The sequence below is a fragment of the Pseudoalteromonas sp. NZS127_1 genome (assembly GCF_015864295.1).
In the GTDB taxonomy this organism is placed as follows: Bacteria; Pseudomonadota; Gammaproteobacteria; order Enterobacterales; family Alteromonadaceae; genus Pseudoalteromonas; species Pseudoalteromonas arctica.
Genome location: NZ_JADYXO010000001.1, coordinates 306,271 through 329,344, shown reverse-complemented (window position 1 = coordinate 329,344; position 23,074 = coordinate 306,271). Strand labels below are relative to the sequence as shown.

The following is a 23,074-nucleotide window of genomic DNA, read 5'->3' as shown; positions in this document are numbered from 1 at the left end:
CATGGCGAAGTCAGAAACAGATAGAACTACACTCGATTTATTTGAATACGAAAAACGCCCAGGCAGACCTAAAACCAATCCCCTTTCACGGGATATGCAGTTAAAGGTAAATAAACGTAATCAAATAAAAAGAGATAAAGCACGTGGCTTAAAGCGTGTTGAATTTAAAGTTTCATCGCAGTTATATCAAGCATTGAGTGATATGGCAGATGCACAAAATATTAGCCGCAGTGCGCTGATTGAAACGATTTTACAAGAAAGATTGGCTATTGATACATAAAAGGTTTTAAATCCATGGCAAGTGTAGGCATTTTTTTCGGAAGTGACACAGGTAACACAGAACACGTAGCAAAAATGATCCAAAAAGAATTGGGTAAGAAGCTAGTGGCTGTTCATGATATTGCAAAAAGCTCTAAAGAAGAGATTGCTGAATTTGATTTAATCTTATTCGGTATCCCTACTTGGTACTACGGTGAAGCACAATGTGACTGGGATGACTTTTTTCCAGAACTTGAAGAAGTAGACTTTGAAGGTAAACTTGTTGCTATTTTTGGTTGTGGAGACCAAGAAGATTACGCTGAGTACTTTTTAGATGCGATGGGCATGATCAACGATATCGTTACTGAGCGTGGCGCTATTGTTGTTGGTCATTGGCCGAGCGAAAGCTATGACTTTGAAGCATCTAAAGGCATGGCTGATGATAAGCATTTTGTAGGTTTGGGTATCGACGAAGACCGTCAACCAGAGCTTACAGAACAACGTGTTAAAGCATGGTCTGCTCAAGTATATGAAGAGATGTGTTTAAGTGAATTAGCTGACTAATTTACTGCATATATCGCTAGCTGTTTAAATAATTATCAAACAGTTAGCGTTTTAAGCTTTAGTGGCAATATAAATCAATTGTTCTTTGCACTTAACGCTTAGGCACGTTATCCTGTTTGTTGCTAATGTGTCGTGTACATCTTTGCAAGATGTCTAGTATAACCAAATAAAATTGAGACAGATTTAATGACTGATCATAACTTGGAACTTAAAAAAGCCGGTTTAAAAGTAACTTTACCGCGTATTAAAATATTAGAGATTTTACAATCTCCAGATAACCAACACATCAGTGCTGAAGATGTTTACAAAATTCTTTTGGATCTAGGTGAAGAAATTGGTCTTGCAACTGTATACCGCGTACTTAACCAATTTGATGATGCGGGTATTGTAAGCCGTCATCACTTTGAAGGTGGCAAATCAGTATTTGAACTTTCAGGAAGCACACACCACGATCATTTAGTATGTTTGAAGTGTGGCAAAGTTGTAGAGTTTGAAGATGAGATGATTGAACGTCGTCAACTTGAAATTTCTGAAGAAAATGGTATTACACTTACAAACCATTCTTTATATTTATACGGTGAGTGTAATGATAAAGCAGCGTGTAAAGAATTTAGCGACGCTAACAGCTAATACCGCTTTTAAAAAGCAATAAAAAACCTGCTAAGTGCAGGTTTTTTTGTGTCTAAAATACGCTTGTAATGAATATCCCCAGTAAATACTGGAGATATTTAGATATTATTTATTGAGTTTTAGACCATGAATCGCGAAGACCCACTGTTTGATTAAATACAACATTCTCTGATTTAGAATCACGAGAGAAATAACCCGTACGCTCAAACTGAAAGCCCTGCTCTGCTTGTGAATTAGCAAGCGATGGCTCTAATTTAGCGTTTGATAAAACAACCAGTGACTCTGGATTTAATGTTGTTTCAAACTCATCAGCGGCTGCTGGGTTTGGAACACTAAACAAACGATCGTATAAACGAACTTCTGCCGTAATAGACTCTGGTGCTGAAACCCAGTGAATAACACCTTTTACTTTACGTCCATCACTTGGATTTTTACCAAGTGTTTCAGTATCGTAAGTACAGAAGATAGTTGTGATTTCACCATTTTCGTCTTTTTCAACACGCTGTGCTTTAATAACATAAGCACCACGTAAGCGTACTTCTTTATCAAGCACTAAACGTTTAAACTTGTTATTCGCTTCTTCTTTAAAGTCTTCTCGTTCTATATAGATTTCACGAGTAAACGGTACATCACGACGACCCATTTCTTCTTTATTTGGGTGGTTAGCCACAGATAAAACCTCAACCTTGTCTGCATCGTAGTTTTCAATAACAACTTTAACAGGATCGAGTACGGCCATTGCACGTGGTGCATTTTCGTTTAGATCTTCACGGATACATGCTTCAAGCATACCCATTTCAACCATATTCTCTTGTTTTGTTACACCAATACGCAAACAAAACTCACGGATTGAACCTGGTGTATAACCACGGCGACGCAGGCCTGCAATTGTAGGCATACGTGGGTCATCCCACCCTTCTACATGGTTATTTACCACTAAATCGCTTAGCTTACGCTTAGACATAATTGTGTATTCAAGATTTAAACGTGAAAACTCAATTTGCTGTGGGTGACACTCTAAACTAATGTTATCAAGTACCCAGTCGTACAAACGACGGTTATCTTGAAATTCGAGTGTACATAATGAATGTGTAATACCTTCGAGTGCATCAGAAATACAGTGCGTGAAGTCATACATTGGGTAAATGCACCACTTGTCTGCTGTTTGATGATGATGAGCAAAACGTACGCGATAAATAATTGGATCGCGAAGCACCATAAATGAGCTTGCCATATCAATTTTAGCACGCAGGACACATTCGCCTTCTTTGAATTCGCCAGCACGCATTTTTTCAAATAACGCTAGGTTTTCTTCAACGGATGTATCTCTGTACGGGCTATTTTTACCTGGCTCTTTCAATGTACCACGGTATTGGCGTGCTTCATCCGCTGTTAAAAAGCAAACGTACGCTAAGCCTTTATTTATAAGCTCAACAGCGTAACCATATAAAGTATCAAAATAGTTAGAAGAATACTTTATATCGCCATCCCAGTTAAAACCTAACCACTGTACGTCTTCTTTTATAGAATTAACGTAGTTAATGTCTTCTTTTTCTGGGTTTGTATCGTCAAAACGTAAGTTACATAAACCGTTATAATCTTTTGCGATGCCAAAATTTAAACAAATTGATTTGGCATGACCAATATGCAAAAAGCCATTTGGTTCAGGTGGAAAACGTGTATGCGTTGTTGCATGCTTTTTACTTGCTAAGTCTTCATCAATTCGGGTTCTAATAAAGTTACTTGGGCGATTCTCAATTTCCGCCATAGGAGTGTAGTCCTCTAAATATTACGTAATAACAAAACTAATGCATTATTACAAAAACATACACTAACATACAGCACTAGATTAAGGTTTATTTTTGATATTGCTTAACTTTAATTCAGCTGAACCATTGTTTATGAATAAAATTTGTTTTAACGCAATATTTAAGTCATCTAAACAGTTTATAGTAGGTAAATAACCTACATTATAAGGATTTAAAGATGGCGACACTTAATCAACATCGTGTATATATTCCAACTAATGCACGCGCTAACCACTACCTTTTAGCTGAAATAACCCCTAATCAGGATTTTTATAAAAGCTTTAGTGATATAAATTGCTGCTATGAACGTATTGCACGCCAGCTGTTTGCTTCTTGTGATGAGTACGAGCTTTATAATGTGCACTTATTAGCGAATGATAAACTACCCGTTGTAAGATTTAATGATGAGTCTTATCAATTAGAAACAGATAAACAAATGCTCTTTTTTTATAATCCCCGTTATCACGAAGCGCATAAGATTTATTACACTGAAGGTACACCGAGTAAAAAAATACGCATTCTATTTTTAGCAACAGGCGATGATTTGCGAGCCAACTCTGCAGAATTTCATAATAAAGTTCAAAAAGTGTTAGACACTTTACAAGGACAACTCTTAATAAATCAGCCCCAGTTTAAACTACGCGACCATCAACACTTAACGTATGACCTATTTGCTAAAGAAAAAGGCAACAAGGAAAGCTATGGTTACAAATTAAGAAGTCTCTACCCTCGCTACCAATCAAGACAATGCAGCATACCCAATGATTATGCAGAGATGACTTACGCCACTTTTACTATACCGGTTTCGCGCGCAATTAAAACGCAGTTTCAAACACTAATGAACACAAACGACTATGCTAAATTTTATGACTACTTTGCATATGCATTTATACGTGCGTGTCAAAATAACAACTTAAACCATGGCGCTATGGTTGCTAACGGCGCAACGCCTATTATACGCAATAGTAAAATAGATAAGAGTGAAGGCAATGATGAACTTCAAAAGTTAAGTTTTGATATTGAATCTAATGAAAATCAAATTAAGCACTTTTCTGAAGCAAGTAAATTAGTAGAAACGCTGCATTTTGTAGTAGTAGCAACGCAGCAGGATAAACATGAAATGGGCTACGGTCGATTTATGAACCAAGTAGAAAAAACAATCTATACTCTGTGTAATGAGCTGGCTATAAATAAACAACGCCAAGACTTATCTGTACGTTTTTTCCAGCATATTAGTTACCCGTTCTAAATTTTCATCTAATAACAAAAAGGCCCGCATGTGCGGGCCTTTTCAAAGGAAACAAGCGATTACCAGCCTGTTTTCTCTTTAAGTGCTTTACCGATATCAGCAAGTGAACGTACAGTTTTTACGCCCGCAGCTTCTAATGCAGCAAATTTCTCATCAGCAGTACCTTTACCGCCGGCAATGATTGCGCCAGCGTGACCCATACGCTTACCTTCTGGTGCAGTAACACCAGCAATGTAAGATACTACAGGTTTAGTTACGTGAGCTTTGATGTACTCTGCAGCTTCTTCTTCTGCAGTACCACCAATTTCACCAATCATTACGATTGCTTCAGTTTGTGGATCTTTTTCGAACATTTCTAGAACGTCGATAAAGTTAGTACCTGGAATTGGATCACCACCAATACCAACACACGTAGACTGACCAAAACCAGCATCAGTAGTTTGCTTAACTGCTTCGTACGTTAAAGTACCAGAGCGAGAAACAATACCTACTTTACCAGGTTTGTGGATATGACCAGGCATGATACCAATCTTAGTCTGACCTGGAGTAATAACACCTGGGCAGTTAGGACCGATCATACGAGTACCTGTTTGATCTAGTTTAATTTTAACATCAACCATATCAAGTGTAGGGATACCTTCAGTAATACAAACTATTAGCTCGATGCCAGCATCGATAGCTTCTAAGATTGCATCTTTACAGAAAGGAGCTGGTACGTAGATAACTGAAGCAGTTGCGCCAGTTTCTTTTACAGCATCACGAACTGTGTTGAATACAGGAAGACCAAGGTGCGTTTGACCGCCTTTACCTGGGCTAACACCACCAACCATTTGTGTACCGTACTCAAGCGCTTGCTCTGAGTGGAAAGTACCTTGGCCACCAGTGAAACCTTGACAGATAACTTTTGTATCTTTATTGATTAATACAGACATTATTTGCCCTCCGCAGCAGCAACAACTTTTTCAGCAGCGTCTGTTAGTGATTCAGCAGCAATGATATCTAGACCAGAGTTCTTAAGAACTTCACGACCTAATTCAGCATTAGTACCTTCTAAACGTACAACTACTGGTACGGTTACGCCAACTTCTTTAACTGCGCCAATGATGCCTTCAGCAATCATGTCACAACGAACGATGCCGCCAAAGATGTTTACTAAAACAGCTTTAACATTGTCGTCAGAAAGAATGATTTTGAATGCTTCAGAAACACGTTCTTTAGTAGCACCGCCACCAACATCCAAGAAGTTAGCCGGCTTGCCGCCGTGTAGGTTTACGATGTCCATAGTACCCATTGCTAGGCCTGCACCGTTAACCATACAACCAACATTACCGTCTAGAGCAACGTAGTTAAGCTCGAAGCTTGCTGCGTGTGCTTCACGAGCATCTTCTTGAGATGGATCGTGGAATTCACGGATTTTAGGTTGACGGTAAAGTGCATTACCATCAATACCGATTTTGCCGTCAAGACAGTGAAGGTTGCCTTCATCTGTAATTACTAACGGGTTGATTTCAAGTAGTGCGAAATCAAAATCAGTGAACATTTTACCAAGACCCATAAAGATCTTAACAAACTGTTTCATTTGTACTGGGTTAAGACCCAATTTGAAACCTAGTTCACGTGCTTGGTAAGCTTGAGGACCTACTAACGGGTCGATCTCTGCTTTGTGGATAAGCTCTGGTGTTTCTTCAGCAACAGTTTCAATTTCAACGCCGCCTTCAGTAGACGCCATGAAAACTACTTTACGAGATGCACGGTCAACTACTGCACCTAGGTACAATTCGTTAGCAATGTCAGTACAGCTTTCTACTAAAATTTTAGCTACTGGCTGGCCTTTCTCGTCTGTTTGGTAAGTAACTAGGTTTTTACCTAACCAATTAGCTGCAAACGCTTTTACTTCTTCGATAGTTTTAACTAGCTTTACACCGCCAGCTTTACCACGTCCACCTGCGTGAACCTGAGTTTTAACAACCCACATATCGCCGCCAATTTTTTCAGCAGCTGCAGCAGCTTCTTCAGGTGTATCGCAAGCGTAACCTGTAGAAACGGGTAAACCATATTCGGCAAAAAGTTGTTTTGCCTGATACTCATGCAAATTCATGATGCTTTATCCAATTTTTTATACTAAAAGAGCTGAATATTTTTTCAAATAAACAACTATCCCAAATTGCGCACCTAGTATAGATCCCAAGGCTTAACATGAAAACCCCAGTACGACCAAAGGCGCAAAAAAAAAGCTGTGAATGTTCATTCACAGCTTACATTTCATACAACTAGATTAAACATCTAGCAATAAGCGAGTTGGATCTTCAAGTAACTCTTTAATAGTCACTAAGAAACCAACAGATTCTTTACCATCAATGATGCGGTGGTCATAAGAAAGTGCTAAATACATCATAGGAAGTATTTCAACTTTACCATTTACTGCCATAGGACGATCTTGGATTTTATGCATACCCAAAATCGAAGATTGTGGCAAGTTAATGATAGGTGTAGATAGCAATGAACCAAATACGCCACCATTAGTAATAGTGAAATTACCACCCGTCATATCAGCAAGCGTTAGCTTACCATCACGACCTTTAAGTGCTAGTTCACGAATACCTTTTTCGATTTCAGCAACAGATAGTTTGTCACAATCTTTAAGTACTGGAGTAACTAGACCACGTGGAGTAGATACTGCAATGCTGATATCGAAATAGTTATGGTAAACAATATCGTCACCATCAATTGATGCGTTAACATCAGGGAAACGTTTAAGTGCTTCAGTTACCGCTTTCACGTAGAAAGACATGAAACCTAAACGAATGCCATGACGCTTTTCAAACGTTTCTTGATACTGCTTACGAAGGCTCATGATTGGTCCCATGTTCACTTCGTTGAATGTTGTTAACATTGCAGTTGAGTTTTTAGCTTCAAGAAGACGTGTCGCAATCGTTTTACGTAAACGAGTCATAGGTACACGTTTTTGTGTACGATCGCCCATCGGTGCTGCTGGAGCAGAAGCTTCTGCTTTTTTAGCCGCTGGCGCTGGTGCTTTTAAGAAAGTATCAACGTCTTCTTTAGTTACACGACCATTTTTACCCGTGCCTTTAATTTTAGAAGCGTCTAAGCCTTTTTCAGCGATTAAACGACGAACTGATGGAGTTAACACATCTGAGCTTTCGCTTGAATCTGCTGGCGCTGCGTCTGCTTTTGCAGCTGGAGCCGCTGGTGCACCGCCTGCTTTAACCGAACCAATTACTTGCTCGCCTAATACAGTATCACCTTCTCCGTGAATGATATCACCCATGATGCCATCTTCTTGAGCTACTACTTCAAGAACAACTTTATCTGTTTCAATATCTACCAAGTTTTGGTCGCGTGTTACAGCGTCACCTGGTTGTACATGCCATGTAGCAATTGTTGCGTCTGCAACTGATTCTGGAAGTACAGGTACTTTAATATCCACTTCTTTACCTTCTGATGCTGATTGCGCCGCTGGCGCGTCTTCTGATTTAGCTGGTGCTGATTCTTCTTTAGTTGAACCTTCACTTGCTGGCGCTGCATCAGCATCACCAAGTAAACCCATAACTTGATCGCCAAGTACGGTTGCACCTTCTTCTTGTGATATCTCTGTAATTACACCGTCGTGCTGTGCAACAACTTCTAGAACCACTTTATCTGTTTCAATGTCTACTAAGTTTTGATCGCGAGTTACTTTGTCGCCAACACTTACATGCCATGTAGCAACGGTAGCATCTGCAACCGACTCAGGAAGAACAGGAACTTTAATTTCTGTGCTCATTGCTTATCCTTTATTTTCTATAGTAAGCGCGTCGGCAACGAGCGCTTGTTGTTCTTTAGTATGTACTGACATGTAACCACACGCTGGTGATGCAGATGCTTTACGTCCTGCATATTTTAATTTAGCACCTTGTGGGATTGCATCAATAAAGTGATGTTGTGAACAGTACCATGCACCTTGGTTTTGTGGCTCTTCTTGACACCATACAAAATCAGTTACGTGTTGGTAGCGCTCTATAATTGTTTTCATTTCATCGTGCGGGAACGGATATAGCTGTTCAACACGTACAATTGCAACATTATCTTGCTCAAGCTTACGACGTTCTTGTAATAGTTCGTAGTAAACTTTACCACTACAAAATACAACACGTTCTACTTTCTCCGGGTTAATATCATCAATTTCATCGATCATATTATGGAAAACACCGTGTGAAAGCTCTTCAAGTGATGAAGTAGCAAGAGGGTGACGAAGTAACGACTTAGGTGTCATTACAATCAGTGGACGACGAAGTGGTCGAACTGATTGACGACGAAGCATAGCGTAAACTTGTGCCGGAGTAGACGGAACACACACTTGCATGTTGTGATCAGCACATAGTTGTAAGAAACGCTCTAAACGCGCTGAACTATGCTCTGGTCCTTGACCTTCGTAGCCATGCGGTAACAAAATTGTAAGACCACATAAACGGCCCCATTTTTGCTCACCAGAACTTAAGAATTGGTCAAATACAACCTGTGCACCATTGGCGAAATCACCGAACTGCGCTTCCCAAAGTATTAGTGATGTAGGCTCTGCTGTTGCATAACCATACTCAAAAGCAACAACGGCTTCTTCAGATAAAACCGAATCAAATACTTGAAAAGTACCTTGGTCTTTACTTAGGTGCTCTAAAGGAGTGTACGTAGCACCATCAGTTTGACTATGAACAACAGCATGGCGATGGAAGAATGTACCACGACCAGAATCTTGTCCAGTTAAACGAATGTCAGTGCCTTCTGTCGCAATTGTTGCATAAGCAAGTGTTTCTGCCATACCCCAATCAAGCGCTTTTTCACCACTTGCCATTAACTTACGATCATCGTAAATCTTTTTAACACGAGATTGAGCAACATATTGCTCTGGGTAAGTTGCAATTTTTTCACCCAGTTCTTTTAGTCTTTCAACAGAAACACTCGCGTCGTAATCAACATTCCACTCGTGGCCAACATATTTAGCCCAATCTGAAGAATGCGAAGTCTCTGGCTGTATTTCTGAAACAACACAGTTGCCTTCATCTAATGCATTACGGTAATCATCTGCTAGAGCTTTAACTTCTTGTTCAGAGAAAGAGCCTTCTGCAATCAGTTGATCAGCGTAAATTAAACGTGGAACTGGATGTTTTTTAATTTTTTGGTACATGACAGGCTGAGTTGCATTAGGCTCATCAGCTTCATTGTGACCATGGCGACGGTAACACACTAAATCGATAACTACGTCGCGCTTAAACTGGTTTCTGAAATCAAGTGCAAGCTGTGTAACAAATGCAACAGCTTCAGGATCATCAGAATTAACATGAAATATTGGTGACTGAACCATTTTAGCTATGTCAGTACAATATACAGTTGAGCGTACATCATCTTGTTTAGACGTTGTAAAACCTACTTGGTTATTTACAACAATGCGTATACTACCACCACAGCTAAAGCCATTAGTTTGTGACAAGTTAAATGTTTCTTGTACAACACCTTGACCAGTAACTGCAGAGTCACCATGAATTGTAATTGGTAGAGCTTTAATACCAGAGCTATCACCTAAGCGATCAAGACGAGCGCGAACTGAGCCCATAACTACTGGATTTACAATTTCAAGATGAGATGGGTTAAACGCAAGCGCCATATGTACGTTGCCACCTTTAGTAGCAAAGTCAGATGAGTAACCCATGTGATATTTAACATCGCCAGAACTTAATGTCTCTTTGTGTTTACCGGCAAACTCATCAAATAATTCTGATGGGTTTTTACCTAGTACATTCACAAGAACATTCAAACGACCACGGTGAGCCATACCAATAACAGCTTCTTGTTGGCCGCTTTCACCAGCGCGGTGAATAAGCTCTTTTAGCATTGGAACTAACGCATCGCCACCTTCGAGTGAGAAACGCTTAGCACCTGGGAACTTAGCCCCTAAATATTTTTCAAGACCATCAGCAGCCGTAAGACCTTTTAGGATACGTAGCTTTTCATCTTTTGAGAATTTTGGCCTAGACTGGACAGATTCTAAACGCTGTTGTAACCAACGCTTTTCCTCTGTTGATGTGATGTGCATATACTCAGCGCCAATTGAACCACAATATGTAGTTTTTAGTGCTTGGTATAGTTCACCTAAAGGCATAGTATCGCGCCCTACGGCAAACGACCCTACGTTAAACTCGCGGTCAAAATCACTTGAAGATAGGTCGTGGTACTCTAGCTCTAAATCTCGTACACGCTCTCGTTGCCAAATACCTAATGGATCTAGGTTTGCATTTTGGTGTCCACGAAAACGGAAAGCATTAATAAGTTGTAGAACTTTAACCTGTTTAAGGTCACCGCCACTACCCTCTGCTACCACTACTTCTCTATGCTTGTTTTTTGCAAGCTGTGCAAACTGTGCTCGAACCTCTGAATGTTTTACTTCAACATCCACACCATCAACTTTAGGTAATTGTTCAAACACTTCTCGCCATTCGTCTGGCACAGAAGTCGCATCGTCTAAATACGCTTCATAAAGCTCTTCTACATAAGCAACGTTGCCGCCGTTTAAATGTGAAGATTCTAGCCATGCCTTCATCACACCTTCGTGCATTTATAAGCCCTTTTTTTTAGCGCAGAAATTAATAGTTATTATAACAAGATGGCTAATATAATTTAATATCAGCCATCTTACCTTTACTAAGCTATCAAACCGCTCGGTTTAGTAACATAGATTTGATTTGTCCAATTGCTTTGGTCGGATTAAGACCCTTAGGACAAACGCTAACACAGTTCATGATACTGTGACAACGGAACACACTGAACGCATCGTCTAAATCCGCTAAACGTTCTTCAGTTGCTGTATCTCGGCTATCAGCCAAGAAACGGTAAGCATGAAGAAGGCCTGCTGGACCAATGAACTTGTCTGGATTCCACCAGAACGAAGGACACGATGTTGAACAACATGCACACAAAATACACTCATAAAGCCCATCTAATTTATCACGTTCTTCAATAGTTTGAAGACGTTCGCCTGCTGCAGGCTGATCATTAATTAAATAAGGTTTAACTTTTTCGTACTGAGTGTAGAACTGACTCATGTCAATAACAAGGTCACGAACCACAGGTAAACCTGGTAATGGACGTACTACGATTTTACCTTTGCCATTTTTTTGTAGCGTAGATAAAGGAGTAATACATGCTAAACCATTTTTACCATTCATGTTAACACCATCAGATCCACACACACCTTCACGGCATGAACGACGGAAAGATAATGTAGGATCTTGTTCTTTTAGAAGAATAAGTGCATCCAACACCATCATGTCGTGACCTTCCTCTGTTTGCAAGGTGTATTCTTGCATACGAGGAGCGTTGTCAACATCTGGATTATAACGATAAACTGAAAATTGTACTTGTGCCATCGTCTATCTCCTAGTAAACACGTGCTTTAGGTGGGAAAGCTTCACGCGTTTTAGGCGCATAGTTTACATCACGCTTACTCATTTCATCCGTTACAGGATTGAATACTGAGTGACATAACCAGTTTTCGTCATCACGATCTGGGTAGTCAAAGCGAGAATGTGCACCACGGCTTTCTGTACGGAAGTTTGCAGCTACTGCAGTCGAGTAAGCTGTTTCCATTAAGTTATCTAGTTCAAGACATTCGATACGCTGCGTATTGAAGTCTGATGATTTATCATCAAGACGAGCATGTTGCAGACGTTCGCGAATTTCTTTAAGTTCTTGAAGACCTGCAGCCATTGAGTCACCTTCACGGAATACCGAGAAGTTAAGCTGCATACATTGTTGTAGGTCTTTTTTGATTTGAACTGGATCTTCACCTTGGCCAGCCGTTGAACTTTCCCAACGATTGTAACGTGCAAGAGACGCTTCTAAATCTGATTCTGAAGCAGCTTTAGATATTTCAACGTCATTTAGGTACTTACCTAAGAAGTTACCCGCAGCACGACCAAACACAACTAAATCAAGTAATGAGTTACCACCTAAGCGGTTTGCACCGTGTACAGATACACATGCAATCTCACCTACTGCAAATAAACCTTGAACTACTGTTTCGTTGCCTTGAGCATCGATTTGTAGCGCTTGTCCATTTACATTAGTAGGAACACCACCCATCATATAATGACAAGTTGGAATTACTGGAATTGGCTCTTTTGCAGGGTCAACGTGAGCAAATGTTTTAGCAAGGTCACATACGCCTGGAAGACGTAAATTAAGTGTTTCTTCACCCAAATGGTCAAGTTTTAACTTAAGATGTGGACCCCAAGGACCATCACAACCACGACCTTCACGGATTTCAGTCATCATTGAACGTGCAACAACGTCGCGAGACGCTAAGTCTTTTGCGTTTGGTGCGTAACGTTCCATGAAGCGTTCGCCATCTTTATTTAAAAGATAACCGCCTTCACCACGACAACCTTCAGTTACTAGCGTACCAGCACCTGCGATACCCGTTGGATGGAACTGCCACATTTCCATGTCTTGCATAGAAATACCAGCACGTGTTGCCATACCAACACCGTCACCAGTGTTAATGTGAGCATTAGTGGTTGATGCAAATATACGACCTGCACCACCAGTAGCTAATACAACAGCTTTAGATTTGAAGAAGGTAACTTCACCTGTCTCAATCTCAATTGCAGTACACCCTACTACATCACCATTATCGTTTTTAACTAAATCAAGTGCATACCATTCAGAGAATACATTTGTTTTGTTTTTAACGTTTTGTTGATATAGAAGGTGTAATAAAGCATGACCAGTACGGTCAGCAGCTGCTGCAGTACGTGCGGCTTGTTCACCACCAAAGTTTTTCGATTGACCACCGAAAGGACGTTGGTAAACACGGCCATTTTCAAAACGAGAAAATGGTAAACCCATGTTTTCTAATTCGGTAATAGCTTCTGGGCCAGTTTGACACATGTATTCAATAGCGTCTTGGTCACCGATAAAATCGGAACCTTTAACGGTATCGTACATATGCCATTCCCAGTTATCTTCGTGTGAATTACCAAGCGCAACCGTAATACCGCCTTGAGCAGATACAGTGTGTGAGCGCGTTGGAAATACTTTAGATATTAATGCACACGTTTTGCCAGATTCTGTAATTGCTAAAGCAGCGCGCATACCTGCACCACCTGCACCAATTACTACGGCGTCAAATTCACGAACAGAATATTTCACTTAAACACCCCATAATACGATTAGACCAATAGCTACGTAAGCAACGGCCATTAGGTTTAATACAAAACCTAAAACTGCACGAAGCTTTGCGCACTTAACATAGTCTGTAAGAACTTGCCAAAGGCCAATGCGGGTATGAACCATAATGCAAACAAGGGTAATTAACGTAAACCCTTTCATTGCTAGGTTAGAGAAGAGGCCTGTCCAGGCTTCGAAAGTGACTTCTGGCGTCGCTAAAAAATAGCCGATAATAAAAATCGCGTAAGCGCTGATTATTAATGCCGTGGTACGTAAAGATACGAAATCTTGTACACCATCACGTTTTAGAGTTGCTTGATTTAAAACCATATCCACACCCCTGCCAATACGGCAAACACAACACCAAGAGCCATTGAAACTTTAGCGCTGAGGTTACCTGATTCAAGTTCTTCCCAATGTCCCATATCCATAATCATATGACGGATACCACCAATAAGGTGATAACCTAATACAGAAACAGTGCCCCAAGCTATAAATTTGGCAATGAATCCGTTAAACAGACCCTTGACGAATTCAAAACTTTCAGCTGAAGAGAGAGACTCAGACCAAGCCCAAATGACAAACGTTAAAGCAAAAAATAATGCAACACCGGTGACGCGGTGAAAAATTGAAGCTTTAGCCGTTGCCGGCATAGATATAGTTGTTAGATCTAGATTTACAGGTCTTTGCTTTTTCACAGTTACTTGCCCATCTTTGCTCACAGTGGAGCTCATCTACTTGTTTTTCTAAAAACCCACCAAATATTACTGATGGAACTATCAAAATAAACGTACCAAAACAATTAAAGTTCACAAACCTGTAAATTTTAAGCTGTTAAGAATATGTTTACCCAAATACAATACGGTTTAAAACCACCGTTAGTATATATACCCACAGGGCTTTTTACAATTCTTGTTTATTTAGAGATGTTTGCGAATTAGCCAATAGTATTATATTTAATTAATACCGAATATTTATTATACATATATGCATAATGTTTATAAAAATTGACTTTAACCCCCTCTTTCACGTTAAAATGAGAAGATGTGCTTAAAACAGATTTCAGAACTTTAAAATCTAAAAATCAGAATAGATATCTTAATAGGAGATACATAACGATGGCAGATAAAAAAGCCACAGTCCAAATTGATGGACTAGATCCAATCGAACTTCCAATTTATCAAGGCACTGCTGGCCAAGATGTAATCGACGTACGTACGTTAGGTTCACACGGTCACTTTACTTATGACCCAGGTTTCATGTCGACTGGTTCTTGTGAATCTGCAATCACCTATATTGATGGTGGTAAAGGTGTACTACTTCACCGTGGTTACCCAATTGAGCAATTAGCTGAAGACTCAAACTACATTGAACTTTGTTACTTACTTTTAAATGGTGAGTTACCTTCTAAAGAACAATATGAAGTTTTTAAGAATGAAATCACTACAAGCACTATGCTTGACGAGAAAATTGCTAACTTTTTCCAAGGTTTCCGCTTTGACGCTCACCCAATGGCAATGCTTTGTGGCGTAGTAGGTGCATTATCATCTTTCTATCATGAAGACCTTGATATTACTGATGCTGAACAACGTAAAACAAGCGCAGTTAAGCTTGTTGCTAAGTTACCAACAATCGCGGCAATGGCTTATAAAACAAATATCGGCCAACCGTTTGTATACCCACGTAACGATTTAAGCTACGCAGAAAACTTCTTACACATGATGTTCTCTGTACCTGCTGAAGAATATAAAGTTAATCCAGTAACTGCAAAAGCGATGGATAAAATCTTTATGCTTCATGCAGATCATGAACAAAATGCATCAACTTCAACAGTTCGTCTTGCTGGTTCATCTGGTGCTAACCCGTATGCATGTATTGCAGCTGGTATTGCATCTTTGTGGGGCCCTGCTCACGGCGGCGCTAATGAAGCATGTTTAAACATGTTAGAAGAGATTGGCTCTGTTGACCGTATCGATGAATACGTAGCTAAAGCTAAAGATAAAGCTGACCCGTTCCGCCTTATGGGCTTTGGACACCGTGTTTACAAAAACTTTGACCCACGCGCTACAGTAATGCGTCAAACGTGTCACGAAGTTTTAGCTGAGCTGAATATCCAAGATCCACTTCTTGATATTGCTATGAAGCTTGAGCAAATTGCGCTTGAAGACCCATACTTTGTAGAGAAAAAACTATACCCTAATGTAGATTTCTACTCTGGTATTATCTTAAAAGCGATTGGTATTCCAACAAGCATGTTCACTGTAATCTTTGCAATGGCACGTACTGTTGGTTGGATCACTCACTGGGATGAGATGCTATCTCAACCTGGTCATAAGATCAGCCGTCCTCGTCAACTTTATACTGGTTACACTCAACGTGACTACGTATCAACTGACAAGCGTTAATTAACGTTGGTTAGTTTAAAAAGGCCGCATTTTGCGGCCTTTTTTATTAACAACACTTGAGAATTATCATAAACCGATTACAATTCCTGCCTTAAAAACACTATGTAGATGAGCCATGCTTGCTTTAAAGTTTGATATAAATAAAATTAGAAACGACTTCCCAACATTAAATCAAACAATAAACGGCTGCCCGCTTGTTTATTTAGACTCAGCAGCAACCTCACAAAAGCCTCAATCAGTTATAGATACAATTACTGAATTCTATACGTTTCAAAACGCTAATGTACACCGTGGACGCCATACACTTAGCGAGCAAGCAACTTATTCATATGAACAAGTACGGGATAAAACTGCACAGTATTTCAATGTATTTAGTAAAGAGATTGTATGGACTAAAGGTGCTACAGAAGCCATTAACTTGGTCGCTAACGGATTAAAAAAGCGCTTAAATGAAAGTCATACCATAATGATATCTCCGCTTGAGCATCATGCAAACATAGTGCCTTGGCAAATAGTGAGTCAACAAACGGGTGCTAAATTAATAGCGCTTCCACTAAATAAAAATGGCACGCTGAACACCAAAGAATGCTGTGAATTTATAAAAGAAACAAAACCAGCCCTATTAGCTATTACACAAGCATCTAACACACTGGGTAATATCACCGATTTAAAACCACTAATTAGAGCTGCAAAAGACGTCAATTCTCTTGTTTTAGTCGATGGTGCACAAGGTGCACTGCATTTAAAACCCGATTTACGTGAATTAAACTGTGACTTTTATGTCTGCTCAAGCCATAAAATGCTCGGCCCAACAGGATTAGGTGTACTTTATGGTCGATATGAGCAATTAAATACCCTTGATATTTACCAATCAGGTGGGGAAATGATCGATAAAGTGTACTTAACTCACAGTACTTATCGTCCTGCGCCTGCAAAATTTGAAACTGGAACACCAAATATCTCTGGAGTTTTAGGCTTTGGTGCCGCATTAGACTATTTAAATGAATTAGATCACGCAAAAATTCAGCAATATGAGCAAAAATTGTTTAGTTATGCCGCTCAAAAATTGGTAAAGGTTGATGGTATTACAATATATAGCAACCTATCTGACAATATTGGTACACTCTGCTTCAACTTAAATGATGAACATCCTTATGATTTGGCAACTTTACTTGACGGGTACGGGGTTGCAGTAAGGAGTGGACACCATTGTACACAGCCATTAATGACACATTTAGGGCTTAATGGAACGCTAAGAGCGAGCTTTTGTTTTTATAATACCTATGAAGATGTAGATATATTCATTGATTCACTTAAAAAATGTATCGCTTTACTGGACTAAACGTCACTTTAATAGAATTAATTAGGATAACTCATGACAAATACGTTTAACAAAGTCACAGAATCTATAAAAAATGCGCCCGCTTGGCAGCAAAAATATCGTGAGATAATGCTTTTAGGAAAAACTTTACCTGTTTTAGCTGATGTTTTGAAGACTGATGATGCACTTGTACCGGGCTGTGAAAGCAAAGTATGGATGTTTGTTGAATTTGATTTAACAGAAAATACACTTGTTGTAATTGGTGACTCAGATACACGTATAGTAAAAGGATTATTAGCCATTATTTTAGCGCTTTACAATGGCCTCACACCAGAGCAAGTAGTGAATAAAAATGCGTATGAAGAATTTGAAAAGCTCGGCCTTATAAGCCACTTAAGCGCATCACGTGGTAATGGTATTAAAGCCATGGTTGATAAAATACAAACCATGGCACAACAAAAGCTTAGTTAGCAAAAACTAAGCTTGCGAGCGTTGTTTTTTATCTAGATATTTACGCACCGCTTTTGCCGCAACAAAAAAGCCGAAGCTTCCTGTGATCATAGTCACAGATCCAAAACCATTATTACAATCCATATTCATCGAGCCATCAGCACTTTGCTTAGCATGACATACGCTGCCATCGCTTCCTGGGTAAACCAATTGCTCTGTTGAGTAAACACAATCAATATTAAACTTACGTTTAGGATTATTACTAAAATTATACTGCTTACGCAAAATATAACGTACTTTTGCAAGTAATGGGTCTTGCGTAGTTTTAGCTACATCACCAAAAGTTATTTGGCTAGGATCTGTTTGCCCGCCAGCACCACCAGTTGTAATTATAGGTAGTTTATTACGTTTACAGTGAGCAATTAATGCTGCTTTTTCTTTAACTGCATCAATACAATCAATCACATAATCAAAACCTTGAATATGCTCTTGAATATTATCAAGCGTAATAAAGTCATCTATTACATTAATTTGGCACTCTGGATTAATAAGCTCGCAGCGCGCTTTCATTGCATCTACTTTAGCTTGACCAATAGTGCCCGTTAACGCATGAATTTGTCTATTGACGTTAGTCGCGCAAATATCATCCAAATCAATCAATGTTATTTTACCAACACCAGTACGTGCAAGTGCTTCTGCTGTCCAGCTCCCTACACCACCAATCCCTACTACACAAAAATGTGCTTCTTGAAGCCAATCAAACTGTTGATGACCATATAAACGTTTAATACCACCAAAACGTATATCTGTAACTTTTTCGCTCATTTACCAATCCAGTTGCCATGGCGACTGCCATGCTTGAAAATCTTGATGTTTAATTAACGCCAAATACTCATCACCATTACCGGGTAATAAAGTTAGCTGTATTTGTTCACCTTGCCATAAAAAGCTCAACGCATATGCATGTAAATAGGTACGATTTGATGGCGTGCCTGAATACATTGCATCGCCTAAAATAGGTGAGCCAACACTTTTTAGTGCCACTCTTAATTGATGCGTCTTTCCTGAGTAAGGTTTTAAAATATACCCTCTAAACCCAGGTTTATAGCTTAGCGAATAAAATCGGGTAATTGCAGGATTCAGCTTACTCGTTAGTAACTTAAACGAGCCACGGCGAGATTTAACCATATCGCCTTTGATCCACCCCTGCTTCTTTTTCGGTTTAGCGTCACTAACCGCTAAATAAAATTTAGCAATCGCATGCTCAGTAAACATAACAGTAAAGCTGGCCGCAGCGGCTTTGTTTCGCGCTAAAATAATCAGCCCTGATGTCACTTTATCTAAACGATGAACGGCATAAAGCTTTTGCGATAATTGTTGTTCGGCTAACACAACAAAGCCGGGGCCATCTTCTGAATGAAAATTAAGACCCGCTGGCTTTTCTAAAATATAAAAATCGTTATGTGTAAAAATGATTTTTAATATTTTACTTACTTGCTCACTCACACGTTTTTACTTTTAATATGCGCTATCACTTTAGCTAAGTCATCGGGCGTATCAACTCCAGCATGGGGTGCTATTTGAGCTTGCTCTATTTTGATTTTATAACCATGATACAACACACGTAACTGCTCAAGCGATTCAAGTAGCTCAAGTGGCGATACGCTCAATTCTATATATTGTTTAATAAAACCCGCTCTGTACGCATAAATACCTACGTGGCGCTGAAATGGCGCTAAATTAAGAGCACTGCTGTCATTCATCATTGTGCTTCTATCAAACGGAATACTTGCACGAGAAAAATACAGCGCATTTTTATTTATATCGCTAACCACTTTAACGGCATTAGGATTAAATACTTCATCACGCTCTTCAATAGCAACACTTAACGTTGCCATTGGTGCTGTTGAATCACTTAATAGTGCAGCAACTTGGGATACATTTTCTGGCGCAAGTAAGGGCTCATCGCCTTGTACATTAACCACAATTGTATCGCTGTCGAGATCAAGTAAATCAACTACTTCGGCTAAACGCTCAGTACCCGATTGGTGATCTTCGCGAGTCATTACAACATCACTAGTAAATAAACTTACTGCATCAAACACTTTTTGATGATCGGTTGCTATAACCACTTTACTTGCACCTGATAAACATGCTTTTTCGTAAACATGTTGAACCATTGGCTTACCGCAAATATCAGCAAGCGGCTTACCCGGTAGTCGGGTTGATGCAAAACGTGCAGGAATTACAACTACGAATTCCACTTTTCAACCTCTTCTAAAGATAACTCACGTGCTTCGTTTTCAAGCAATACTGGAATATCATCTTGAACGGGGTAAGCAAGCTTAGCTGCAGTACTAATTAGTTCGTTGTTTTCTCTATCAAAGCGTAGTTTACCCTTACAAACTGGGCAGGCAATTATCTCGAGTAATTTTGTATCAAAGGCCATTGAGTATTCCTTTTTCTTTTAATAATGAATTTAATGTGTTTATTACGCTATCGGAAGGCTCTGCATCTATAGGTAAATAATACCAATTAGGTTTTGCAAAGGACTTACATTTAACCGCGTCTTTTTCGGTCATTATAATGCAATCATCACCAAACTGAATAAAATCATCTGCTGTATAAGCATAATGATCTCTAAAGTGATGAGTCGACAATAGCTTAATATTTTGTGCTTCTAATGAGTTTTCAAACCGTTTAGGGTTCCCAATTGCACTTATTGCATGTGCGTGAGTTACCGTATGTTTTGCATCATCACCTGAATTAACTAAGCGAAGGTTACTTACTTGCAGCACGTAGCTATTATTAGCCTGACCGCCATTTTCAATTACTATATCAACACTTTGTAAGCGTTTAGTTGTTTCGCGTAGTGGCCCTGCGGGCATAACAAAACCATTACCAAAGCGGCGTTCACTATCAACAATACAACACTCAATGCTACGAGGCATTTTATAATGCTGCATCCCATCATCAGAAATAATGACATCTAGCGTATGATTTTTTTCTAATAAATCGATATTGTGTTGTCTATTAGGGCCAACTGCTATTGGGCATTTTAAACGATGGTATAAAAGCACAGGCTCATCTCCAGCCTGCTGAGCATCTACAACTGAAGTGACTAACAGCGGGTAATTATCTGATTGCCCACCATAACCTCTACTAATAATACCCACTGATAAACCTTGCTGTGTTAAATGACTATACAACCACAAAACAAAAGGTGTTTTACCATTGCCGCCTACGCTTATATTGCCGACTACAATAACAGGCGTTTTGCACTCAAAAGGTTTAAGTATTTTAGCGCTGTACAAGAGTTTTCGAAATGCCGATACAACCCAAAACAAAGCACTTAATGGTAATAACAATAAAGTAATTAGACCAAATGGTTTATACCAGCTTTGCTCTATTTTGCTCACGCCTGATCACCAAACTGCATTTTGCAAAGTGCTGAATAAGTACCGTCATTTGCTAATAAGCTACTATGATCGCCACTTTCTATCACACGACCGTTATCAATAACATAAATTCGGTCACTGTTTTCAATAGTAGATAAGCGATGTGCTATAACAATAGAGGTTTTATCTTTCATTAGCGTTTCTAACGCTTGCTGAATAAGCTTTTCAGATTCGGTATCAAGTGCTGACGTTGCCTCATCTAAAATCAAAATAGGTGCATCTTTTAATATTGCACGCGCTATCGCTATTCGCTGGCGTTGACCACCTGAGAGCATTACCCCATTTTCGCCTACCATGGTGTTTAATTGCTCTGGCAGGTCTTTAACAAATTCCCACACGTGCGCTTGTTTGGCAACTTGTTCTAACTCTTCAACAGACACATCGTGCTTTATGCCATAACAAATATTGTTAGCAATCGTATCGTTAAATAACACGACCTGCTGAGACACTAAAGCAAATTGGCGACGCAGATCAGTTAATTTATAATCCTGCAGGGCTATACCATCAAGTAATATTTCACTCGGTAACTCTAAGTCATAGTAGCGTGGTAACAAGTTAGAAATTGTGGACTTACCTGAGCCTGAGCGCCCAACTAAAGCAATACTTTCACCCGCCTCAATCTTTAGCGACAAATCGTTTAATACGGCTTCATCTTTCGTTGGGTACTTAAAGGTTACGTTCTTAACTTCAATTAAACCTTTAACTTTATCAACCGAAACAGTGCCTGTATCTTTTTCCATTTCTTCGTCTAAAACTAAAAATATACTTTGCGCTGCAGAGATACCACGTTGCATATCACTATTCACATTGGCAAGTTGTTTTAGCGGACGCAATAACATCATCATTGAGGCAATTAATGCCATGAAGTCACCAGATGTAATCGTATCAATCATTGATGGCAACGACACCGCCCACAAAATAACTGCCATGGCACTTGCCGCTAAAATTTGAATTATAGACACACTAAGCGCTTTAGTTGCGTCCATTTTGATACGTTGCTGACGATTATGATTATTAATTTTCGAGAAGTGATTAATCTCTTGATCTTGACCACCAAAACCATGAATAACTTTATGTCCGCTCAGCATTTGTTCTGAGCTACGGGTAACTTGCCCCATGGCAGATTGAATGTTTTTAGAAATGTGGCGAAAACGTTTAGAGACGACGGCGACAATAATAGCAACAAGTGGGATGATCACTAAAAATATCAGTGATAGTTGCCAACTGGTATAGAACATTACCGCAAGTAAAAATACAACAAATGCCCCTTCACGTACAACTATTAGCAAGGCTTTAGTAATCGCTTGTTGAACTTGTTCTGTATCAAATGTGATTTTTGAAATTAAATCTCCCGTTGAGTTTTTGTCATGAAAAGAAACGGGTAAGTGCAATATGTGCTCAAATAACTCTTGGCGTAAAGAGCGTACAACTTGGGAGCCTACATAACTTAAGCAGTAAGAAGACATAAAGTTAAAAACACCACGCCCTAGAACTAACGCGATAACGACAAAAGGAGCGTACTTTAAAACTTCTGTATTACGCTGGTTCAAACCTTGATCAATAAACGGCTTCATTAATTGAATAAATAAAGCATCCATTGCTGAATAGCCTATCATCCCAATAATTGCGACAAATGCGACGCTTTTGTAGGTGCCAACATATGAGACAAGACGTTTATAAATTTGTGTAGTACTTTGATCCATAACACTCTC

22 protein-coding genes are annotated in these 23,074 nt (G+C 39.4%); 7 read left to right on the top strand and 15 right to left on the bottom strand.

Going from position 1 to position 23,074, the window contains the following annotated elements; translation table 11 throughout:
• Position 1: 1 nt before the first annotated feature.
• The 3 genes from ybfE to fur all read left to right on the top strand — a co-directional run bounded on the left by ybfE (position 2) and on the right by fur (position 1,452).
• On the top strand, positions 2 to 280 hold the full coding sequence (gene ybfE / locus I6F50_RS01330) for a LexA regulated protein (protein WP_002962928.1): 279 nt from the start codon (positions 2 to 4) through the stop codon (positions 278 to 280).
• Positions 281 to 294: 14 nt separating this feature from the next.
• Positions 295 to 822 (top strand): flavodoxin FldA, encoded by a 528-nt coding sequence (fldA, locus tag I6F50_RS01325; protein ID WP_007586856.1) that lies wholly within the window; start codon positions 295 to 297, stop codon positions 820 to 822.
• Positions 823 to 1,008: 186 nt separating this feature from the next.
• Positions 1,009 to 1,452 carry a ferric iron uptake transcriptional regulator gene (gene fur / locus I6F50_RS01320; protein WP_007586857.1) on the top strand — a complete coding sequence of 148 codons (444 nt, stop codon included), beginning with the start codon at positions 1,009 to 1,011 and terminating at the stop codon, positions 1,450 to 1,452.
• A 109-nt stretch (positions 1,453 to 1,561) separates the two neighbouring features.
• Here fur and glnS read toward each other — a convergent pair whose 3' ends face one another.
• Positions 1,562 to 3,220, bottom strand: a complete 1,659-nt coding sequence (gene glnS, locus I6F50_RS01315; protein ID WP_010552676.1) for a glutamine--tRNA ligase — start codon at positions 3,218 to 3,220, stop codon at positions 1,562 to 1,564.
• Between the two features lie 218 nt (positions 3,221 to 3,438).
• On the opposite strand from glnS, the gene I6F50_RS01310 reads away from it, so the two are divergent.
• Positions 3,439 to 4,509: a DUF3083 family protein gene (locus I6F50_RS01310; RefSeq protein ID WP_165741149.1), complete on the top strand. Its 1,071-nt coding sequence runs from the start codon at positions 3,439 to 3,441 to the stop codon at positions 4,507 to 4,509.
• 59 nt (positions 4,510 to 4,568) lie between these two features.
• On the opposite strand, the gene sucD is transcribed toward I6F50_RS01310, so the two are convergent.
• The 8 genes from sucD to sdhC form a co-directional block, all read right to left on the bottom strand.
• Positions 4,569 to 5,441 carry a succinate--CoA ligase subunit alpha gene (sucD, locus tag I6F50_RS01305; protein WP_010552674.1) on the bottom strand — a complete coding sequence of 291 codons (873 nt, stop codon included), beginning with the start codon at positions 5,439 to 5,441 and terminating at the stop codon, positions 4,569 to 4,571.
• On the bottom strand, positions 5,441 to 6,607 hold the full coding sequence (sucC, locus tag I6F50_RS01300) for an ADP-forming succinate--CoA ligase subunit beta (protein WP_007586870.1): 1,167 nt from the start codon (positions 6,605 to 6,607) through the stop codon (positions 5,441 to 5,443). Before sucC ends, sucD begins: the two co-directional genes overlap by 1 nt.
• 177 nt (positions 6,608 to 6,784) lie before the next feature.
• Positions 6,785 to 8,293, bottom strand: a complete 1,509-nt coding sequence (odhB, locus tag I6F50_RS01295; protein ID WP_165741166.1) for a 2-oxoglutarate dehydrogenase complex dihydrolipoyllysine-residue succinyltransferase — start codon at positions 8,291 to 8,293, stop codon at positions 6,785 to 6,787.
• 3 nt (positions 8,294 to 8,296) lie between these two features.
• On the bottom strand, positions 8,297 to 11,116 hold the full coding sequence (gene sucA / locus I6F50_RS01290; protein ID WP_165727883.1) for a 2-oxoglutarate dehydrogenase E1 component: 2,820 nt from the start codon (positions 11,114 to 11,116) through the stop codon (positions 8,297 to 8,299).
• A 94-nt stretch (positions 11,117 to 11,210) separates the two neighbouring features.
• The gene (locus tag I6F50_RS01285; protein ID WP_007375751.1) at positions 11,211 to 11,927 is read right to left on the bottom strand and encodes a succinate dehydrogenase iron-sulfur subunit; all 717 of its coding nucleotides are present in this window, start codon (positions 11,925 to 11,927) and stop codon (positions 11,211 to 11,213) included.
• Positions 11,928 to 11,937: 10 nt separating this feature from the next.
• Positions 11,938 to 13,710 (bottom strand): succinate dehydrogenase flavoprotein subunit, encoded by a 1,773-nt coding sequence (sdhA, locus tag I6F50_RS01280; protein ID WP_197175130.1) that lies wholly within the window; start codon positions 13,708 to 13,710, stop codon positions 11,938 to 11,940.
• The gene (gene sdhD, locus I6F50_RS01275; protein WP_007586873.1) at positions 13,711 to 14,058 is read right to left on the bottom strand and encodes a succinate dehydrogenase, hydrophobic membrane anchor protein; all 348 of its coding nucleotides are present in this window, start codon (positions 14,056 to 14,058) and stop codon (positions 13,711 to 13,713) included.
• Positions 14,049 to 14,426, bottom strand: coding sequence for a succinate dehydrogenase, cytochrome b556 subunit (gene sdhC / locus I6F50_RS01270; RefSeq protein ID WP_076914908.1), 378 nt, complete (start codon positions 14,424 to 14,426; stop codon positions 14,049 to 14,051). Before sdhC ends, sdhD begins: the two co-directional genes overlap by 10 nt.
• A 420-nt stretch (positions 14,427 to 14,846) precedes the next feature.
• Here sdhC and I6F50_RS01265 point away from each other — a divergent pair, with 420 nt between their 5' ends.
• The 3 genes from I6F50_RS01265 to I6F50_RS01255 all read left to right on the top strand — a co-directional run bounded on the left by I6F50_RS01265 (position 14,847) and on the right by I6F50_RS01255 (position 17,925).
• Positions 14,847 to 16,133, top strand: coding sequence for a citrate synthase (locus I6F50_RS01265; RefSeq protein WP_007586875.1), 1,287 nt, complete (start codon positions 14,847 to 14,849; stop codon positions 16,131 to 16,133).
• Between the two features lie 115 nt (positions 16,134 to 16,248).
• The gene (locus I6F50_RS01260; protein ID WP_165727882.1) at positions 16,249 to 17,475 is read left to right on the top strand and encodes a SufS family cysteine desulfurase; all 1,227 of its coding nucleotides are present in this window, start codon (positions 16,249 to 16,251) and stop codon (positions 17,473 to 17,475) included.
• Between the two features lie 33 nt (positions 17,476 to 17,508).
• On the top strand, positions 17,509 to 17,925 hold the full coding sequence (locus I6F50_RS01255) for a SufE family protein (RefSeq protein ID WP_007586879.1): 417 nt from the start codon (positions 17,509 to 17,511) through the stop codon (positions 17,923 to 17,925).
• A gap of 6 nt (positions 17,926 to 17,931) precedes the next feature.
• On the opposite strand, the gene tcdA is transcribed toward I6F50_RS01255, so the two are convergent.
• The 6 genes from tcdA to msbA are packed head-to-tail and all read right to left on the bottom strand — an operon-like array spanning position 17,932 to position 23,065.
• The gene (gene tcdA, locus I6F50_RS01250) at positions 17,932 to 18,729 is read right to left on the bottom strand and encodes a tRNA cyclic N6-threonylcarbamoyladenosine(37) synthase TcdA (RefSeq protein ID WP_024603405.1); all 798 of its coding nucleotides are present in this window, start codon (positions 18,727 to 18,729) and stop codon (positions 17,932 to 17,934) included.
• Positions 18,730 to 19,410 carry a TIGR01621 family pseudouridine synthase gene (locus tag I6F50_RS01245; RefSeq protein WP_197175128.1) on the bottom strand — a complete coding sequence of 227 codons (681 nt, stop codon included), beginning with the start codon at positions 19,408 to 19,410 and terminating at the stop codon, positions 18,730 to 18,732. It lies immediately after the preceding gene.
• The gene (gene kdsB / locus I6F50_RS01240) at positions 19,407 to 20,168 is read right to left on the bottom strand and encodes a 3-deoxy-manno-octulosonate cytidylyltransferase (RefSeq protein ID WP_010552668.1); all 762 of its coding nucleotides are present in this window, start codon (positions 20,166 to 20,168) and stop codon (positions 19,407 to 19,409) included. The genes I6F50_RS01245 and kdsB overlap by 4 nt, the downstream gene beginning before the upstream one ends.
• Positions 20,156 to 20,353, bottom strand: a complete 198-nt coding sequence (locus I6F50_RS01235; protein ID WP_002961789.1) for a Trm112 family protein — start codon at positions 20,351 to 20,353, stop codon at positions 20,156 to 20,158. The genes kdsB and I6F50_RS01235 overlap by 13 nt, the downstream gene beginning before the upstream one ends.
• Positions 20,343 to 21,323: a tetraacyldisaccharide 4'-kinase gene (lpxK, locus tag I6F50_RS01230; RefSeq protein WP_165740984.1), complete on the bottom strand. Its 981-nt coding sequence runs from the start codon at positions 21,321 to 21,323 to the stop codon at positions 20,343 to 20,345. Before lpxK ends, I6F50_RS01235 begins: the two co-directional genes overlap by 11 nt.
• Complete coding sequence (gene msbA, locus I6F50_RS01225) at positions 21,320 to 23,065, bottom strand: lipid A export permease/ATP-binding protein MsbA (protein ID WP_165740983.1); 1,746 nt, start codon at positions 23,063 to 23,065, stop codon at positions 21,320 to 21,322. The genes lpxK and msbA overlap by 4 nt, the downstream gene beginning before the upstream one ends.
• Positions 23,066 to 23,074: the final 9 nt, after the last annotated feature.

Excerpts from the sequence above, each read along its gene's own strand:
- ybfE (WP_002962928.1), top strand. The coding sequence starts at position 2 with ATGGCGAAGTCAGAAACAGATAGAACTACACTCGATTTATTTGAATAC.
- fldA (WP_007586856.1), top strand. The coding sequence starts at position 295 with ATGGCAAGTGTAGGCATTTTTTTCGGAAGTGACACAGGTAACACAGAA.
- fur (WP_007586857.1), top strand. The coding sequence starts at position 1,009 with ATGACTGATCATAACTTGGAACTTAAAAAAGCCGGTTTAAAAGTAACT.
- glnS (WP_010552676.1), bottom strand. The coding sequence starts at position 3,220 with ATGGCGGAAATTGAGAATCGCCCAAGTAACTTTATTAGAACCCGAATT.
- I6F50_RS01310 (WP_165741149.1), top strand. The coding sequence starts at position 3,439 with ATGGCGACACTTAATCAACATCGTGTATATATTCCAACTAATGCACGC.
- sucD (WP_010552674.1), bottom strand. The coding sequence starts at position 5,441 with ATGTCTGTATTAATCAATAAAGATACAAAAGTTATCTGTCAAGGTTTC.
- sucC (WP_007586870.1), bottom strand. The coding sequence starts at position 6,607 with ATGAATTTGCATGAGTATCAGGCAAAACAACTTTTTGCCGAATATGGT.
- odhB (WP_165741166.1), bottom strand. The coding sequence starts at position 8,293 with ATGAGCACAGAAATTAAAGTTCCTGTTCTTCCTGAGTCGGTTGCAGAT.
- sucA (WP_165727883.1), bottom strand. The coding sequence starts at position 11,116 with ATGCACGAAGGTGTGATGAAGGCATGGCTAGAATCTTCACATTTAAAC.
- I6F50_RS01285 (WP_007375751.1), bottom strand. The coding sequence starts at position 11,927 with ATGGCACAAGTACAATTTTCAGTTTATCGTTATAATCCAGATGTTGAC.
- sdhD (WP_007586873.1), bottom strand. The coding sequence starts at position 14,058 with ATGGTTTTAAATCAAGCAACTCTAAAACGTGATGGTGTACAAGATTTC.
- I6F50_RS01265 (WP_007586875.1), top strand. The coding sequence starts at position 14,847 with ATGGCAGATAAAAAAGCCACAGTCCAAATTGATGGACTAGATCCAATC.
- I6F50_RS01260 (WP_165727882.1), top strand. The coding sequence starts at position 16,249 with ATGCTTGCTTTAAAGTTTGATATAAATAAAATTAGAAACGACTTCCCA.
- I6F50_RS01255 (WP_007586879.1), top strand. The coding sequence starts at position 17,509 with ATGACAAATACGTTTAACAAAGTCACAGAATCTATAAAAAATGCGCCC.
- tcdA (WP_024603405.1), bottom strand. The coding sequence starts at position 18,729 with ATGAGCGAAAAAGTTACAGATATACGTTTTGGTGGTATTAAACGTTTA.
- I6F50_RS01235 (WP_002961789.1), bottom strand. The coding sequence starts at position 20,353 with ATGGCCTTTGATACAAAATTACTCGAGATAATTGCCTGCCCAGTTTGT.
- msbA (WP_165740983.1), bottom strand. The coding sequence starts at position 23,065 with ATGGATCAAAGTACTACACAAATTTATAAACGTCTTGTCTCATATGTT.